The sequence below is a fragment of the Pontibacter liquoris genome, assembly GCF_022758235.1.
Taxonomy (GTDB): domain Bacteria; phylum Bacteroidota; class Bacteroidia; order Cytophagales; family Hymenobacteraceae; genus Pontibacter; species Pontibacter liquoris.
This window is the reverse complement of sequence record NZ_JALEBG010000001.1, coordinates 108,093-123,989: the sequence shown is the minus strand read 5'-3', so window position 1 is coordinate 123,989 and position 15,897 is coordinate 108,093. Positions and strand designations below refer to the sequence as shown.

16 protein-coding genes are annotated in these 15,897 nt (G+C 53.1%); 13 read left to right on the top strand and 3 right to left on the bottom strand.

The annotated features are described in order from the left end of the window. Nucleotides 1-5: 5 nt before the first annotated feature. Both LWL52_RS00515 and LWL52_RS00510 read right to left on the bottom strand, forming a co-directional pair. The gene (locus tag LWL52_RS00515) at nt 6-1,352 is read right to left on the bottom strand and encodes an NAD(P)/FAD-dependent oxidoreductase (protein ID WP_242916170.1); all 1,347 of its coding nucleotides are present in this window, start codon (nt 1,350-1,352) and stop codon (nt 6-8) included. A gap of 275 nt (nt 1,353-1,627) precedes the next feature. Next, entirely contained in the window at nt 1,628-2,290 is a 663-nt protein-coding gene (locus tag LWL52_RS00510) for a carboxypeptidase-like regulatory domain-containing protein (protein ID WP_242916169.1), read from the bottom strand. Nucleotides 2,291-2,365: 75 nt separating this feature from the next. Here LWL52_RS00510 and LWL52_RS00505 point away from each other — a divergent pair, with 75 nt between their 5' ends. The 3 genes from LWL52_RS00505 (at nt 2,366) to LWL52_RS00495 (ending at nt 5,026) form a co-directional block, all read left to right on the top strand. Further along, on the top strand, nt 2,366-2,752 hold the full coding sequence (locus LWL52_RS00505; RefSeq protein WP_242916168.1) for an ArsR/SmtB family transcription factor: 387 nt from the start codon (nt 2,366-2,368) through the stop codon (nt 2,750-2,752). 139 nt (nt 2,753-2,891) lie between these two features. Further along, nucleotides 2,892-3,593 carry a YjjG family noncanonical pyrimidine nucleotidase gene (locus tag LWL52_RS00500; protein WP_242916167.1) on the top strand — a complete coding sequence of 234 codons (702 nt, stop codon included), beginning with the start codon at nt 2,892-2,894 and terminating at the stop codon, nt 3,591-3,593. A 278-nt stretch (nt 3,594-3,871) separates the two neighbouring features. Then, nucleotides 3,872-5,026, top strand: a complete 1,155-nt coding sequence (locus tag LWL52_RS00495; RefSeq protein ID WP_242916166.1) for a glycoside hydrolase family 18 protein — start codon at nt 3,872-3,874, stop codon at nt 5,024-5,026. A 112-nt stretch (nt 5,027-5,138) separates the two neighbouring features. Here LWL52_RS00495 and LWL52_RS00490 read toward each other — a convergent pair whose 3' ends face one another. After that, nucleotides 5,139-5,561 (bottom strand): hypothetical protein, encoded by a 423-nt coding sequence (locus LWL52_RS00490; RefSeq protein ID WP_242916165.1) that lies wholly within the window; start codon nt 5,559-5,561, stop codon nt 5,139-5,141. Nucleotides 5,562-5,938: 377 nt separating this feature from the next. On the opposite strand from LWL52_RS00490, the gene pruA reads away from it, so the two are divergent. The 10 genes from pruA (at nt 5,939) to LWL52_RS00440 (ending at nt 15,896) form a co-directional block, all read left to right on the top strand. Then, complete coding sequence (gene pruA, locus LWL52_RS00485; RefSeq protein WP_242916164.1) at nt 5,939-7,576, top strand: L-glutamate gamma-semialdehyde dehydrogenase; 1,638 nt, start codon at nt 5,939-5,941, stop codon at nt 7,574-7,576. A gap of 580 nt (nt 7,577-8,156) precedes the next feature. Continuing rightward, on the top strand, nt 8,157-8,540 hold the full coding sequence (locus LWL52_RS00480; protein ID WP_242916163.1) for an NADH-quinone oxidoreductase subunit A: 384 nt from the start codon (nt 8,157-8,159) through the stop codon (nt 8,538-8,540). 82 nt (nt 8,541-8,622) lie between these two features. Then, on the top strand, nt 8,623-9,177 hold the full coding sequence (locus LWL52_RS00475; RefSeq protein ID WP_242916162.1) for an NADH-quinone oxidoreductase subunit B: 555 nt from the start codon (nt 8,623-8,625) through the stop codon (nt 9,175-9,177). A gap of 3 nt (nt 9,178-9,180) precedes the next feature. After that, complete coding sequence (locus LWL52_RS00470; protein ID WP_242916161.1) at nt 9,181-9,687, top strand: NADH-quinone oxidoreductase subunit C; 507 nt, start codon at nt 9,181-9,183, stop codon at nt 9,685-9,687. Between the two features lie 100 nt (nt 9,688-9,787). Then, nucleotides 9,788-10,996, top strand: coding sequence for an NADH dehydrogenase (quinone) subunit D (gene nuoD, locus LWL52_RS00465; RefSeq protein ID WP_242920615.1), 1,209 nt, complete (start codon nt 9,788-9,790; stop codon nt 10,994-10,996). A 61-nt stretch (nt 10,997-11,057) separates the two neighbouring features. Further along, nucleotides 11,058-11,591, top strand: a complete 534-nt coding sequence (locus LWL52_RS00460) for an NADH-quinone oxidoreductase subunit NuoE family protein (protein ID WP_242916160.1) — start codon at nt 11,058-11,060, stop codon at nt 11,589-11,591. 142 nt (nt 11,592-11,733) lie between these two features. After that, nucleotides 11,734-13,080 (top strand): NADH-quinone oxidoreductase subunit NuoF, encoded by a 1,347-nt coding sequence (gene nuoF, locus LWL52_RS00455; RefSeq protein WP_242916159.1) that lies wholly within the window; start codon nt 11,734-11,736, stop codon nt 13,078-13,080. A 192-nt stretch (nt 13,081-13,272) separates the two neighbouring features. After that, on the top strand, nt 13,273-14,253 hold the full coding sequence (locus tag LWL52_RS00450) for an NADH-quinone oxidoreductase subunit G (protein ID WP_242916158.1): 981 nt from the start codon (nt 13,273-13,275) through the stop codon (nt 14,251-14,253). A 3-nt stretch (nt 14,254-14,256) separates the two neighbouring features. Further along, nucleotides 14,257-15,312, top strand: coding sequence for an NADH-quinone oxidoreductase subunit NuoH (nuoH, locus tag LWL52_RS00445; protein WP_242916157.1), 1,056 nt, complete (start codon nt 14,257-14,259; stop codon nt 15,310-15,312). A 74-nt stretch (nt 15,313-15,386) separates the two neighbouring features. Further along, nucleotides 15,387-15,896 (top strand): NuoI/complex I 23 kDa subunit family protein, encoded by a 510-nt coding sequence (locus LWL52_RS00440; protein ID WP_242916156.1) that lies wholly within the window; start codon nt 15,387-15,389, stop codon nt 15,894-15,896. Nucleotide 15,897 lies beyond the last annotated feature (1 nt).

Below are 15,897 nucleotides of genomic sequence, written 5' to 3'. Positions count from 1 at the left end.
CCCTGTTAATCGGCGTTATACTTGTTGATAAAGTGCCTTGTTTTCCGGTCGCCTTTGCGCACATAAGGACGGATGATCAGGCGGGTGCCGTTCTCGTACGTAAAGAACTTGTAAACCCAGTTGCTGAGCACCACCAGCTTGTTGCGGAAGCCGATCAGGTACATGATGTGCACAAACAGCCAGGTAACCCAGGCAAAAAAGCCGCTCAGGTGGATGTTCTTTGGCAGGTCGGCCACGGCCTGGTTCCGTCCAATAATAGCCAATGAACCTTTGTCGAAGTACTTAAACGGCTCCAGCGCTTCGCCCCGGATAAGCCTTGGCAGGTTTTTAGCCAGCAGCTGCCCCTGTTGTATGGCAGGCTGCGCTACGCCCGGATGCCCGCGCGGGAACTCCTCCGTTTTCATAAAGGCAATATCGCCGATGGCAAAGATATCATTGAAGCCTAGCACCTGGTTATACTCGTTTACCAGTATCCGGCCTCGCTCCACCGACTCCGGCGGCAGGCCGTCGATCAGTGCCCCGGACACGCCGGCTGCCCAGATGAGGGTGTTGGTCTGGATCTGCTCGCCATTCTTGAGCACCGCCGTAGTGCCATCATAAGACTCCACCAGGGTATTCAACTTGATGATAACGCCCTTCTCAAGGAGGTATTTGTAGGTTTTCTCGCTTGCCTCCACCGACATGGGCGGTAGCACACGATCCATACCTTCTACCAGGTAAATATTCATCTTGCGGAAGTCCACGCCCGGGTAGTCGTTTGGCAATACGTGCCGGCGCATCTCGGCCAGCGCACCAGCCAGCTCCACGCCCGTCGGGCCGCCGCCCACGATCACAAAGTTCATCAGGCTCTGCCTGATTTCCGGGTCGTTGGTCATATTGGCCTGCTCAAAGACCTGCAGCATCTGGCTGCGCAGGTTCAGTGCATCGGGTATCTGCTTGAGCGGGAACGAAAACTTCTTGATCTGCTCGTTGCCGAAATAGTTGGGTTTAGTGCCTGTGGCGATCACCAGGTAATCGTAGGGCAGGTCTCCTACCAGTGTCGAAACCGTTTTAATTTCGGGGTTGATGTTGGTAACGCGCACCAGGCGGAAGTGGAAATCCTCAAATTCATCGCTTCCGAACATTTTGCGCAGCGGCTCGGCAATCGAGTCCGGTTCCAGGCCAGCGGTAGCCACTTGGTACAGCAGCGGCCAAAAGCCGTGGTAATTCTGCTTATCGAACATAACGACCTGGAAATCCTTGCATTTGAGTTTTTTGCCAAGGTTTATTCCGCCAAATCCACCGCCAATGATCACGACCCGGGGTTTTGTCGTGTCCGGAATATTAAGAGAGAGCTTATCAGGTTCAAGCATAGGTGTTTCTAGTTTAGCTTTAACAACAGCAGGTATCAGGTGCCTGCATCAGGGCGCTTTAGCATTGTACGCATTTTACCGCCCAAGCGAATAACGAAACACAAGAATGTTGGTTTCCGGCAGCTGTAACGGCCATGGCCTGGCAGCCGCCAGTGGCTTTATGCTGCCGCACGGGCAATACCGGACACCCGCGTAAGCGCGGGCACAAGCAAACGAAAAGCTAAACGAATTTTTACAGGTATGGCAGCATTGTACTGCTGCCGGATGAGCATACTTTACTTATCGGGGTTGCCCTTAAAAATGGCATCAATTAGCGCCGGGATAGCAAAGGGACTGATAGTAGGGTATAAATAGCGTGTCTGCTGCTGTTGCTGTTGTTGCTGGCTCCAGAACCGGAAGTTGGCATTGCCATCCATCGGCGTTGTCCGGAAAAGCTCTTCCAGGCGTTCGGGGTCCAGGTTTCGGGTGGCAATGGCGCGGCCTTCGTCCGGCAACTTCACATTGGCCACAGCTATGCGGAAATCGCGCTCTGTGGCCCACGGAAACACATCCACCGTAGGCAGCTCGGTGGGGTCTTCCTGCATCTGCATAATAATGGAGTAGCTGTTGCTGCTGTAACTTTTCGGGATGCGGAGGTACTGCTTTTTATACCCAATGGCGCTGAACACAACGCTATCGCCCGTCAGCACGGGCACCGAGAAAAAGCCATACTGGTTAGATTGGGTACCCCGATTGGTACCGGGCACATACACGCTCACGCCGGCCACACCGTAGAGGCTATCGCCCACGGCCACAAACCCCGATAATTGCACCACCCGCTTCTGCCCCTGCGCGGCTGCCTGTTGCGGCAAGGCTAGCCACAAGCCTATTAAAAAGAGCAATAACAGCCCTGGCAGGGATTTAAAACGCCATGTATGGTTTTGAGGAAGTGGGTTCATGCTCTACAATAATATCATTAATTCTTTTATAATAGCAGCTTTTGCCTAATTTTGTTTATGCTGCGAACATAATTTATGAGGCTCAAACACTTTAATCTTTCTTTTGGCGAACAGGTTTTTAAAGCCCTGGCTGATGAATCCCGCATCCGCATTCTTCACCTCATTGTGCGGAACAAAGAGATGTGCACCTCAGACCTGGAGCACGTGCTGGACTTTACGCAAACCAAAACTTCGCGCCACCTGGCTTACCTGCGCAATGCCGGCCTAGTAACCTCCCGCAAGCTCGACCAATGGGTATACTATACCATAAAAGACGAAGCCGCTGATTTTGTAACGCAGATCTTTAAATACCTGGAGCGCGACACGCTGCTGCACAAAGATGTAGAAACGTACCGCATCCTGTACTCTAACCGCGAGCTGGCCGCCAACAAGATCCTGACCCGCCGCTGGCCTGTTCCTTAGACACGGGCCAGGCCAATTCGTTTAATAACCATTTCAGATCCTTTTTTATTGCACCAGGGCCGGGAGCCTTTCCGGCGCACCGGCTAAACCTTTTGCCGCCGCTGCGCTTTATCTCTTATACGCCGTTAGCGCCACTTATATGAAAACATACACCCACCTTCTCTTCGACCTGGATCATACCTTATGGGATTTTGAGAAGAACTCCGAAGAAACCCTGTATACTTTATACGAGCAGTATAACCTGGCCCGCTTTGGCCGCTTCGACCGTGCCTCCTTTTACAAGAAGTATAAAGCCGTGAACAACCGCCTCTGGGACCTTTACAACAAAGGCAAAATAGACCAGAAAGAGCTGCGCGATACCCGCTTTTATAAAACCCTGATGGGCCTGGGCCTGCAGCACCACGAAGTGCCCAAAGATATCAGCAGAGCGTACACGGACCTGTGCCCCACCAAAACAGCCGTATTTCCGTTTACGCATGATGTGCTCACCTACCTGCAACCCAAGTATGGCCTGCATATAATTACCAATGGCTTTAAAGATATGCAGCACATCAAAATGGCCGGCGCCCGGCTAAACGGGTATTTCCAGGAGGTGGTGACCTCGGAGTGCTGCGGCTACAAAAAGCCCGATAAACGCATTTTTACCCATGTCCTGGAGCGGATCGGGGGCAAGGCAGAAGAGTGCCTGATGATCGGCGATAACCTGGAATGCGACATACAGGGCGCCCGCACCAGCGGCATCGACCAGGTATACTTTAACCCCGATAAGATAAAGGCGAAGTTGCGGCCCAAGCCAACTTACGAGATCAGCTGCCTGAGCCAGTTGATGGAGATATTGTAGGAGGAGGCGTTACTTTATAGTATAAATTCAGCAAAAAAGTACTTAATTGGCTTAACTTAAAAGCCCTAGCTGGCTTCCAGGTACGCTCATACCAAGCAATAGCTGTCTTCCCGAACGTCAGGAAGAGAGGTGCTTAGCGTGCTTTATGAATTTAGCAGCAGCAGATTTCTTCAAGATAGAGTATAGTCATCCCTTCAGTGGCTATACTAGGAGATTTTACGCATAGATATCTTTAGTCATAATTTCCTTTGTCCAACAATGCCATTCAAACTTATACGATGAACGTTGTGCCTGTACGCTTTAGAAATCTCCTGCTGGCAGTGCTGGCCCTGTCTGTTATGGCCTGCAAGACCACGCCTGCCGAAACAACTGCTGACGCTGCAGGCCGGCAGGACTTTGCCATCATGGCCTACTACACCGGCCGGCCTGCCACCATCGATGCCCAGTCGGCAAGCCAGCTGACGCACATTATCTATAGCTTCTTTCACCTGGAAGGCAACGCGCTCAACCACCCAACGCCGCAGGATAGCACCTCGCTTACCTACCTGGTTTCTTTGAAGAAAGCGCACTCGGACCTCAAGATCATGTTCTCGCTGGGTGGCTGGGGCGGCTGCGAGACCTGCTCGGATGTGTTTGCAACCCAACAGGGCCGCGAGGAATTTGCCCGTTCCGTAAAAGCCATTTCGGAGAAGTATAAGCTCGACGGCATCGACCTGGATTGGGAATACCCTACGATTGCAGGCTTTCCGGGCCACCGTTTTGCGCCCGAAGACAAACAGAATTTTACCGCGTTGGTGCAGCAGCTTCGTAAAACCATGGGCGATGACTACCTCATTTCGTTTGCTGCCGGTGGCTTTAACACGTACCTGCAGCAGTCGGTGGAATGGGAAAAGATCATGCCCTTGCTGGACTACGTAAACCTGATGAGCTACGACCTGGTAAATGGCAATAGCACCGTAACAGGCAATCATACCCCGCTCTACTCTACCGCTAGTCAGGTAGAATCGATCGACAATGCCGTGCAGTACCTGGATTCGATTGGCGTGCCTGCCCGCAAAATTGTGGTGGGTGCCGCTTTTTATGCCCGCGTGTGGGAGGCTGTGCCAAACCAGCTGAACGGGATGTACCAGCCAGGCAAGTTTAAGGAGGCAATAAACTACAACGTCCTGGGCAATTATCTTACGGCCAATACCGGCTTTACCACCTACTGGGATTCTACGGCGCAGGCCCCTTACAGCTACAACGCTCAAAAGCAGCTTTTCGCCACCTACGACGATTCGCTGTCCATTGCCCGGAAAACAGATTATGCGCTGAAGCATAACCTGGGCGGCATCATGTTCTGGGAGCTTTCAGGCGATAACCCTGACGAAGGCTTGCTGGATGTGATGTACCGCGTAAAACAGCAGTCTGCTACCGCCGCCTCGGCAGAGTAAGCGCCTCGTACCCGTAGCGCCATTCCTGCCAGATTCAGTTATAACTAAAGAGCCCGGCCATACTTGCGTTCAGTATGGCCGGGCTCTTTAGTTATACTTTATACTTGCGCGCTTAGTCTTTGGCGTCGGCTTTGGTTTCGAGGGTTCTCAGTTCGCCCTGCAGTAACTTGATCTTGCCTTTGTCGTCTACGCCCAGCTGTTTCTCCAGCGTATTTTTCTTAGCGTCCAGTTTGTTAACCACAGCCTGTGCTTTGGCCCAGTCCTGATCGGTCCAGGTGGCATGCTTGCTGCGCACGTTCTCCAGCAGCGTAATATAGGCCTGCCGCAGGTTGGTTGCCGTCAGCGCGTTGATATCGGCATACTGTCCCAGCAGTTCCTGCTGCAACTTTGTTGCGCTGTCTTCCTGCTGGCGTTCTATGGCCGCTTTTCCGCTGTCGGTCAGCGTAAACGTATTGTTAGTGGCCTCGGCGGCGAAGGAAAATCCCAGAGCCAGGGCCAGCATTATTTTACCGTAGGTGCTATTGCTCTTTTTCATAGTATGTTCGTTTTAAAACGGCTCCAATTTGCGGTGCCGGAAGGTTGTTTACGGGAAACAGTGCAATAATGGTTCTGTACCTGCCACTCTTTTTCAGAATACCCGGTTTAAAAACCCTCCTGCTACAGCATTCCTGCAGCCTATCGCGTTGCTGCAATCGGCAGGGCGTCATACTTTAGCAGATAAGAATCGATCCAATTTTTGCAGGCGGAGCGCTCCGCTTGCCGTGCAGTGCCTGTCGTGGCGGCCAGGCAGATACCCCGGCCGGATTCGGCTTTTACCGGAAATCCCCGTACCTTTGCATGTGAGGCAGCTGCCCCTACCGCAGCCGCCTCCTGAATACCTTAACTCATACTTATAATTCTAATTATAAACGCATGGCAACCGGATTCTTTAAAGTACCAACTCCAGTTAACGAACCAGTAAAAGCTTACGCTCCCGGCTCCCCTGAACGGGCGGAGTTGCAGCGCACGTATAAAGAACTTAAGTCGAAGGAAGTAGATGTGCCCATGTACATTGGCGGCGACAAAGTATACACTGACACTAAAAAGCCGCTGCTGCAGCCCCACGACCACCAGCACATCCTGGGCCACTTCAACGAAGGCGACGCCTCACACGTGGAACAAGCCATTAACGCAGCCCTGGCTGCCCGCGAAGGATGGGCCAACATGGCCTGGGAACAGCGTGCCAGCATTTTCCTGAAAGCCGCCGAACTACTGGCCGGCCCCTGGCGGGCCCGCCTGAACGCAGCCACCATGCTGGGCCAGTCGAAGAGTGCTTTCCAGGCCGAGATCGACTCTGCCTGCGAGTTCATCGACTTCCTGCGCTTCAACGTGCAGTTCATGACCGAGATCTACCACATGCAGCCGGAGTCGTCGCCGGGCGTTTGGAATCGCCTGGAGCACCGCCCGCTCGAAGGTTTCGTGTTTGCGCTCACCCCTTTTAACTTTACCGCCATTGCGGGTAACCTGCCAACTTCTGTCGCCATGATGGGCAACGTGGTGGTTTGGAAACCGGCCAATACCCAGATCTATGCGGCGCAGATGATCATGGAACTGCTGCACGAAGCAGGTTTGCCAGGCGGCGTGATCAACCTGGTGTATGTGGACGGCCCGACAGCCGGCGATGTGATCTTCAACCACGCTGATTTTGCCGGCATCCACTTTACCGGCAGCACCGGCGTGTTCCAGAACATCTGGAAGACCATCGGCACCAACATCCACAAGTATAAAACCTACCCGCGCATTGTGGGCGAAACCGGTGGCAAAGACTTTATACTTGCCCACCCTTCGGCCAATGCCAAGGCGCTGGCGACAGCAATCTCCCGCGGTTCGTTTGAGTACCAGGGCCAGAAATGCTCGGCTGCGTCGCGCGTGTACGTGCCAAGCAACCTATGGGAAGAAGTAAAAGCGTATGTGATCGAGGATGTGAAGTCGTTTAAAATGGGCCCGCCCGAAGATTTCGGCAACTTTATCAACGCAGTGATCGACGAGAAATCGTTTGATAAGATCGCGCGCTACATCGACAACGTTGCCAGCAGCAACAACGAAGCCGAAATTATAGTAGGCGGTGGCTACGACAAGTCGAAAGGCTTTTTTGTGGAACCAACCGTGATCCAAACACATAACCCGCTGTATGTGACCATGTGCGAGGAGATCTTTGGCCCCGTTATCTCTATTTATGTGTACGACGAGCACAACTTTGAGGAGACGCTGGAGTTGGTAAACAGCACGTCGCCTTACGCCCTGACAGGCGCCATTTTCAGCCAGGACCGCTATGCCATCGAGCATGCCACCAAAAAGCTGAGCGATGCGGCCGGCAACTTCTACATCAACGACAAGCCGACCGGCGCCGTGGTTGGCCAGCAGCCCTTCGGTGGGGCCCGTGCATCCGGCACTAACGACAAGGCCGGCTCTATGCTGAACCTGCTGCGCTGGGTATCGGCCCGCTCTATTAAAGAGACGTTCGTTCCCGCCACTGATTACCGTTATCCGTTCCTGGGCGAGGACAAGTAGATTATACTTGCCTTCATACTTAAGCAGCGGCCATACTTCCAGCAAGTATGGCCGCTTTGTTTTTGTCAGCATCGGGATTTACAGGATGAACGGATTTACTGGATGCCTTTTGAGCTGCATCTTGCCTTATACTAGCTATCCTCTTAGGCGAAAATTCAGCTACTGGCGCAAGCGTCCGCTTGTACTGGCACCATGAGGTGGTTGCAGCAAGGTACAAGCGGACGCTTGCACTATAAAATGCAGGGTCCTCCAAAGACCTCGCAGTGTCTTTCAGACCTGCGAGCGTCTGTGCAAGTAGCAACAGCTTTTCTCGGCCAGACACCCGCAGGAGCTGCGCACGCTGCGAGGTCTTCCGCTACTGTTGATGTATACTTTCCCTTTGTCCGCTGCTTGTGCATACTTCCCCTTCATCCTGCAAATCCTAAAGTCCTGTAAATCCTGCTTCAGATCAGTATCTTTTCCTGCTTCTAACTCCCGCTAGCACACCACATTTTATACTTTTTACTTCGGATTTATACTTTTGATTGTTGATGATTTATCCCTAATTTTGCTGTCTAATCTCAGAAAATACAACCATATTATGGAACCAGCTGTAAATCAGCAGTATGTGCCATCAGACTACCTGCCAATCCTGATTCAGTTTATGGCCGCCCTTGGCTTTGTGATTTTTGCACTCACGCTCACACACCTGCTGGGGCCAAAGCGCAACAGTGCCGTAAAAGGCGCCGCCTGGGAAAGTGGTATCGAGTCGGTGGGTGATGCCCGTACGCCTATCTCCTATAAGTACTTCATGACGGCCATCCTTTTTGTACTGTTTGATGTCGAGATCATCTTTATGTACCCCTGGGCGGTAAACTTCCGGAGCTTCGGACTGGACGGCTTTTTGCAGATGCTCGTGTTCATGGGCCTGTTGCTGGCCGGTTTCTTCTATGTGATCAAAAAAGGCATCCTGAAGTGGGAATAGGACTTTAAACTTTTACAAGTCAGCTGGTGTTGAAACATTGGGCACCAGGCGCCTGCACTTGTGAAATCAAACTATCCTTAAAATGAGCGAATCAAATAACGATATCAAATTAGTAGACGCACCCGATGGCATATCCGGTGCCGGCTTTTTTGCCACCTCTTTCGAGAAAGTAATCGGGCTGGCCCGCAAGCACTCGCTGTGGCCGTTGCCGTTTGCTACCTCCTGCTGCGGTATTGAGTACATGGCTACCATGGGAGCCAACTATGATATTTCCCGTTTCGGTTCGGAGCGTCCCAGCTTCTCGCCGCGCCAGGCCGACATCCTGATGGTGATGGGTACCATTGCCAAAAAGATGGGCCCTGTGGTAAAGCAGGTGTATGAGCAGATGGCCGAGCCGCGCTGGGTGATTGCCGTGGGTGCCTGTGCCTCTTCCGGCGGCATTTTCGATACTTACTCCGTGCTGCAGGGCATCGATCGTGTAGTACCGGTAGACGTGTACGTGCCGGGCTGCCCGCCTCGCCCTGAACAGATCCTGGACGGGCTGATGCGCGTGCAGGACCTGGCAGCAAACGAATCGCTGCGCCGCCGCAACTCACCGGAATACCAGGCCCTTTTAGCCTCTTACAACATTAAATAAGCAATGGAGCTTACGAACGAAAACGTACTCGGCAAGATCATCGATAAGTTTGGGATCGATAACATCTGGGATGCAGTGAACCCGGATGGCATTATGACGTTTCAGACCACCCGCGAAACCATCATCGATCTGATCCAATATCTGCGCGATGATGCGGACCTGCAGATCCAATTCCTCACCACCATGTGCGGTATCCATTACCCTGACCAGAAGGACAAGGAGCTGTGCATGATGTACCAGCTGCACAGCCTGCGCTATAATTACCGTGTGCGCATCAAGGTGTTCTTCCCTATCAGCGACCCGGTGATGCCTACGCTGACCAACCTCTACGCAGCCGCCAACTGGATGGAGCGCGAGGCATTTGACTTCTATGGCATTATCTTTACAGGCCATCCGAACCTGACCCGGATCCTGAACATCGAAGAGATGGAGTACCACCCAATGCTGAAGCAATACCCGCTGGAAGACCAGACAAGGGAAGATAAGATAGATACGTTTTTCGGGCGTTAAGCCAATTTACTGCCGCCCTACTTTAGAACAGGTATAACCGGCAGCTAACAAAGGACACAATAGCATGGCTACTGAAAATAAAACCGCAGCGCTTACCGAAATGGAGCAGTTCCGCCTGAAACATGGCCTAGCCCTGACGGAGGAGCGGCCCCTTACCACGCTGAACCTGGGCCCCACCCACCCGGCCACGCATGGTATTTTCCAGAATATCCTGCAGATGGACGGTGAGAAGATCGTGGACGCAGTGCCCACCATCGGCTACATTCACCGGGCCTTCGAGAAAATAGCGGAACGCCGGCCGTTCTACCAGATCACGCCGCTCACCGACCGCATGAACTACTGCTCGTCGCCTATCAACAACATGGGCTACCATATGACAGTAGAAAAGCTGCTCGGCATCACCATTCCGAAGCGTGCGCAGTACATCCGCGTGATCATGATGGAGCTGGCCCGTATCTCTGACCACCTGATCTGTAACTCGATCCTGGGGGTGGACTCCGGCGCCTTTACCGGCTTCCTATACGTGATGCAGGAGCGCGAGCACATTTACGATATCTACGAGGAAGTATGCGGCGCCCGATTGACCACCAACATGGGTCGCATCGGGGGCATGGAGCGCGATCTTTCGCCCAAAGCCCTGCACCTGATCGGCGAGTTCCTCAAGCGCTTCCCTAAAGTATGGGCCGAGTTTGAGAAGATGTTTACCCGCAACCGGATCTTCATCGACAGAACAACTGACGTAGGTGCTATCTCGGCCGAGCGTGCACTGAGCTATGGCTTTACGGGCCCTAACCTGCGGGCAACCGGCGTAGACTACGACGTGCGCGTAATGAACCCTTACTCGTCTTACGAGGACTTCGAGTTCGAAATACCGGTAGGCTCCAAAGGCGATACTTATGACCGCTTCCTGGTGCGCAACGAGGAAGTATGGCAAAGCTTAAAGATCATTGAGCAGGCCTACAACAACCTGCCCGAAGGCTCTTACCACGCCGATGCGCCGCACTTTTACCTGCCGCCAAAGCAGGAAGTATACCGCAGCATGGAAGCCCTGATCTATCACTTTAAAATTGTGATGGGCGAGGCTGATATTCCGGTGGGCGAAGTATACCACAGCGTGGAAGGTGGCAATGGCGAGCTGGGCTTTTACCTGATCTCTGACGGTGGCCGCACACCATACCGTTTGCACTTCCGTCGCCCTTGCTTTATTTACTACCAGGCTTACACCGAGATGATCAAAGGCGGCCAGCTGGCGGATGCGATCCTGACGCTGAGCAGCCTGAACGTAATTGCCGGCGAGCTGGACGCTTAAACATTCATTTATATACCATTTCACATTGCTCCCTGCAAAGAGGATCGATGACAATCTAAAAATGGCAGAGACTATAAACAAAGTGACGTTTTCTGATGCGGCCATGGCCGAAATGCAGCGCTACATCAGCCATTACCCCGAGGGCCGGCAGAAGTCTGCCCTGCTCCCGATCCTGCACGTTGCGCAGGCTGAGCTGGGCGGCTGGGTAAGCCCCGAAGCAATGGACACCATTGCCGAGATCCTGCACATCCAGCCCATCGAAGTATACGAGGTAGCCACGTTCTATACCATGTTCAACCTTAAGCCGGTTGGCAAGCACGTGCTGGAAGTATGCCGCACGGGCCCTTGCTGCCTGCGTGGCGCCGACCAGCTGATCGAAACGCTGAAGCAGAAGCTCAACATCGAAGAAGGCGAAACAAGCACTGACGGCATGTTTACGCTTAAGCCGGTAGAATGCCTGGCTTCCTGCGGATCAGGGCCGATGTTGCAGGTGCGTGAAAAATTCTACGAGAACATCGACAGCGAACAGCGGGTAGACGAGTTCCTGGAGATGATGCGCAACACCCCGGTTGAAACGCCTTATCATCAGAAGTAAGTTTTTGGACTTTGTGACAAAAGACAGGCAGACAAAAGACCTAATCCTTTATCTCTTTTGTCCTTTGTCAAAAAATCCTTTGTCAAGTATAGCAAACCGGCAGCCTTAAGTATAAAAGCGGCCATACATACATCCTGCTACAATGGGACTTAAAATACTAACCGAACATATCAACGTACCCGGCATCGAAACGCTGGAAGTATACCGTAAGCAGGGCGGCTACCGCTCGGTAGAGAAAGCCCTGAAAACGATGACTCCGGATGAGGTGGTGGAAGAGGTAAAAACCTCCGGCCTGCGTGGTCGTGGGGGCGCCGGCTTCCCGACAGGTATGAAATGGAGCTTTTTGGCTAAGCCCGAAGGTATTCCGCGCTACCTCGTTTGCAATGCCGACGAGTCGGAGCCGGGCACCTTTAAGGACCGCTGGTTTATGGAGCACAACCCGCACGCGCTAATCGAAGGAATGATCACCTCGAGCTATGCGCTGGGAGCCAACACCTCCTATATCTACATCCGCGGCGAGCTTATGTTTGTGCTGCGCATACTTGAAAAAGCGATTGCGGAAGCATACGCAGCCGGTCTACTGGGCAAAAACATACTGGGCTCCGGCTATAGCCTGGACCTGCATGTTGCGCCCGGAGGGGGCGCCTACATTTGCGGCGAGGAAACAGCCCTGCTGGAATCGTTGGAGGGCAAACGCGGCAACCCGCGCAACAAGCCGCCGTTCCCGGCAGTGAAAGGTTTGTTCCAGAGCCCTACGGTGGTAAACAACGTGGAAACGATCTGCGCGGTGCCGTGGATCGTGAACAACACCGGCGCCGAGTATGCCAAAATAGGCATTGGCCGCAGCACGGGCACTAAACTGATCTCGGCCAGCGGTAACATCAACAACCCGGGCGTATTTGAGATCGAGTTGGGCGTGCCGGTAGAAGAATTTATCTACTCAGACCAGTACTGCGGTGGCATCTGGAAGGGCAAGCAGCTGAAGGCCGTGGTGCCGGGAGGTTCTTCCGTTCCGATCCTGCCTGCGAACCTTATACTGAAGACCGCTGCCGGCGAAGACCGCCTGATGACGTACGAATCGCTGGCTGACGGCGGTTTTGTGACAGGCTCTATGATGGGCTCGGGCGCGTTTATCGTGTTTGATGAGGACCAGTGCATTGTGCGTAACACGTGGAACTATGCCCGCTTCTATCATCATGAGTCGTGTGGCCAGTGTAGCCCATGCCGTGAGGGTACCGGCTGGATGGAGAAAGTGCTGCACCGCATCGAGTATGGCCACGGCCATCAGCAGGACATCGACCTGCTGGTAAGCGTAGCCAAGCAGATTGAGGGTAACACGATCTGTCCGCTGGGCGATGCGGCCGCATGGCCGGTAGCGGCTGCTATCCGCCACTTCCGCGACGAATTCGAGTGGCACATCAAGCACCCGAAAGAGGCAACTTTACCGGGCGCAGTTTACCGTGGCCAGCTGGCGGAAATTGTAGCCTAAAAAATAAATACACTTTTGTCATTCTGAAAGAAACTTGTGGGATAATAGCAAAGGCCTAAGTTCCCTTCAACCAAGATCCTTTCAGGATGACAAAAAATGAAAGTATAAATATCCTGAAAAGGAAAGTATAGCTTAAATCGTTTGGAGTGTTTGCCAATAACGAACAACGAATAACGAATAACGATAATTAAAATGGCTAAAGTAACGATAGACGGCATCGAGATAGAGGTAGAAGATGGAACTACCATCCTGCAGGCCGCTAGAAAAATAGGAGGCAAAGTAGTGCCGCCCGCCATGTGTTATTACGGACCGCTGAAAGGCAGCGGTGGCAAATGCCGCGTGTGCCTGGTAAAAGTAACACAGGGCTCTGCCAAAGACACCCGCCCTATGCCCAAGCTGGTTGCCTCGTGCATCACGCAGGTGCAGGACGGCATGGTAGTGGAGAACACCACCAACGAAGAAGTGCTCAACGCCCGCAAAGGCATCGTGGAAATGCTACTCATCAACCACCCCCTGGATTGCCCTATCTGCGACCAGGCCGGCGAGTGCAACCTGCAGGACCTCTCCTACGAGCATGGCGTGAGCGCCACCCGCTACGAGGAAGAGCGCCGCACCTTTAACAAAGTGGATCTGGGCCCATACATCCAGCTGCACATGACGCGCTGCATCCTGTGCTACCGCTGCGTGTATACCGCCGACCAACTGACGCCTGAGCGTGTGCATGGTGTGCTGGGTCGTGGCGATGCGGCCGAGATAGGAACATATATCGAGAACATTGTGGATAACGAGTTCTCCGGCAACGTGATTGATGTGTGTCCGGTGGGCGCGCTGACAGACAAAACCTGGCGCTTTAAAAACCGCGTATGGTTCACAAAGCCGCTGGATGCGCACCGCGACTGCCCGACCTGCTCTGGTAAAGTAACGCTCTGGACACGCGGCGATGCCGTACTTCGGGTAACAGCCCGCAAGGACCAGTACAACGAGGTGGAAGAGTTTATCTGTAACACCTGCCGCTTTGATAAAAAGGAGGTAAGCGACTGGACCATCGAAGGTCCGCGCCACATCGACCGGCATTCGGTTATCTCGGCTAACCATTACGAGCTGCCGGTGATCAACGTACCGATCGTACCTAATTTACCAGTATCTACCAAGAAAAGCCTGCCGCAGGAATAACATATGGAGTCAGTAGACCTACTATACAAAGGGATTTACATTCTGGTGATTTTCGGTATCACACTGCTGATAGCGACGTACTCTACCTACTTTGAGCGTAAAATAGCCGCCTTTATCCAGGACCGCGTAGGCCCGAACCGCGCCGGCCCTGCCGGTTTGATGCAGCCGCTGGCTGATGCCGGCAAGCTGTTCTTTAAAGAGGACTTTATCCCAGCCAAAGCAAACAAGGCGCTGTTCATCATCGGGCCCGGCATTGCCATGCTGGTAGCGACTATGTCGAGCGCAGTGATTCCATTTGGCGACATGCTGCTGATCGGTGGCCGCGAAATATACCTGCAGGCCATAGAAGTAAACATTGGCGTGTTGTATGTGTTTGGCGTCGTGTCGCTGGGCGTTTATGGCCTGATGATCGGGGGCTGGGCTTCGAACAACAAATTCTCGCTGCTGGGCGCTATCCGGGCGGCATCGCAGAACATCAGCTACGAACTGGCCATGGGCCTTACGCTGATTGCAGTGCTGATGCTGAGCGGCTCGCTGTCGTTGCGTGAAATAGCAGAACAGCAGCACGGTTTTAACTGGAACATCTGGTACCAGCCGCTGGGCTTCATTATTTTCCTGGTGTGCTCCTTTGCCGAAACAAACCGTACGCCGTTCGACTTACCGGAATCGGAGGCCGAACTGATCGGTGGCTACCATACCGAGTATGGCTCCATGAAACTGGGCATGTACCTGTTTGCTGAGTATATCAACATCTTTGTAGCTTCAGCTGTGATGTCGACGCTATACTTTGGCGCTTACAACTTCCCGTTCATGGACAACCTGCGCCAGGCCTTTACGGACCCGGTACTGGGCAACAACGTGGTAACGCTGGTAGGCGTAGCCGCAATGTTTACCAAGATATTCCTGTTCATTTTCTTCTTCATGTGGGTTCGCTGGACGCTTCCGCGTTTCCGCTACGACCAACTCATGAAGCTGGGCTGGCAGATCCTTATCCCGCTAGCTATCCTGAACATTATCCTGACAGGCGGCGGGGTTCTGCTAAAAGATTACTTATTTTAACTTAAACTTGAATGTTGGCCCCCTGATCGCTGTTAAAAGATCAGACACACGCCAACACTCATAAGCAGAAAGAAATGGAACCACTATCTAATAGAAGAAAGCAACTGGAGAAGAAGGAGATGACGTTCGCGGAGCGCGCGTACCTGCCTGCTATTGCCCAGGGGCTTGGCATTACCATAAAACACTTCTTCAAGAAAAAAGCAACGGTACAGTACCCTGAGCAAACACGCGAGCGCAGCGATGTATGGCGTGGCCTGCACGTGCTGAAGCGCGATGAGAATGGCGCCGAGCGTTGCACCGCCTGCGGCCTTTGTGCCGTGGCCTGCCCTGCCGAAGCCATTACCATGACGGCCGGCGAGCGCGTGAAAGGCGAAGAGCACCTGTACCGCGAAGAGAAGTATGCGGTGACATACGAGGTGAACATGCTGCGCTGCATCTTTTGCGGCCTTTGTGAAGAAGCCTGCCCGAAAGCTGCCATTTTCTTACAAGACGATAAACTTGCGCCGGCCCGTTACGAGCGCGACGAGTTCATTTATGGCAAAGACCGCCTGGTAGAGCCTCTGAAAACCACTGAAACAAAATAAT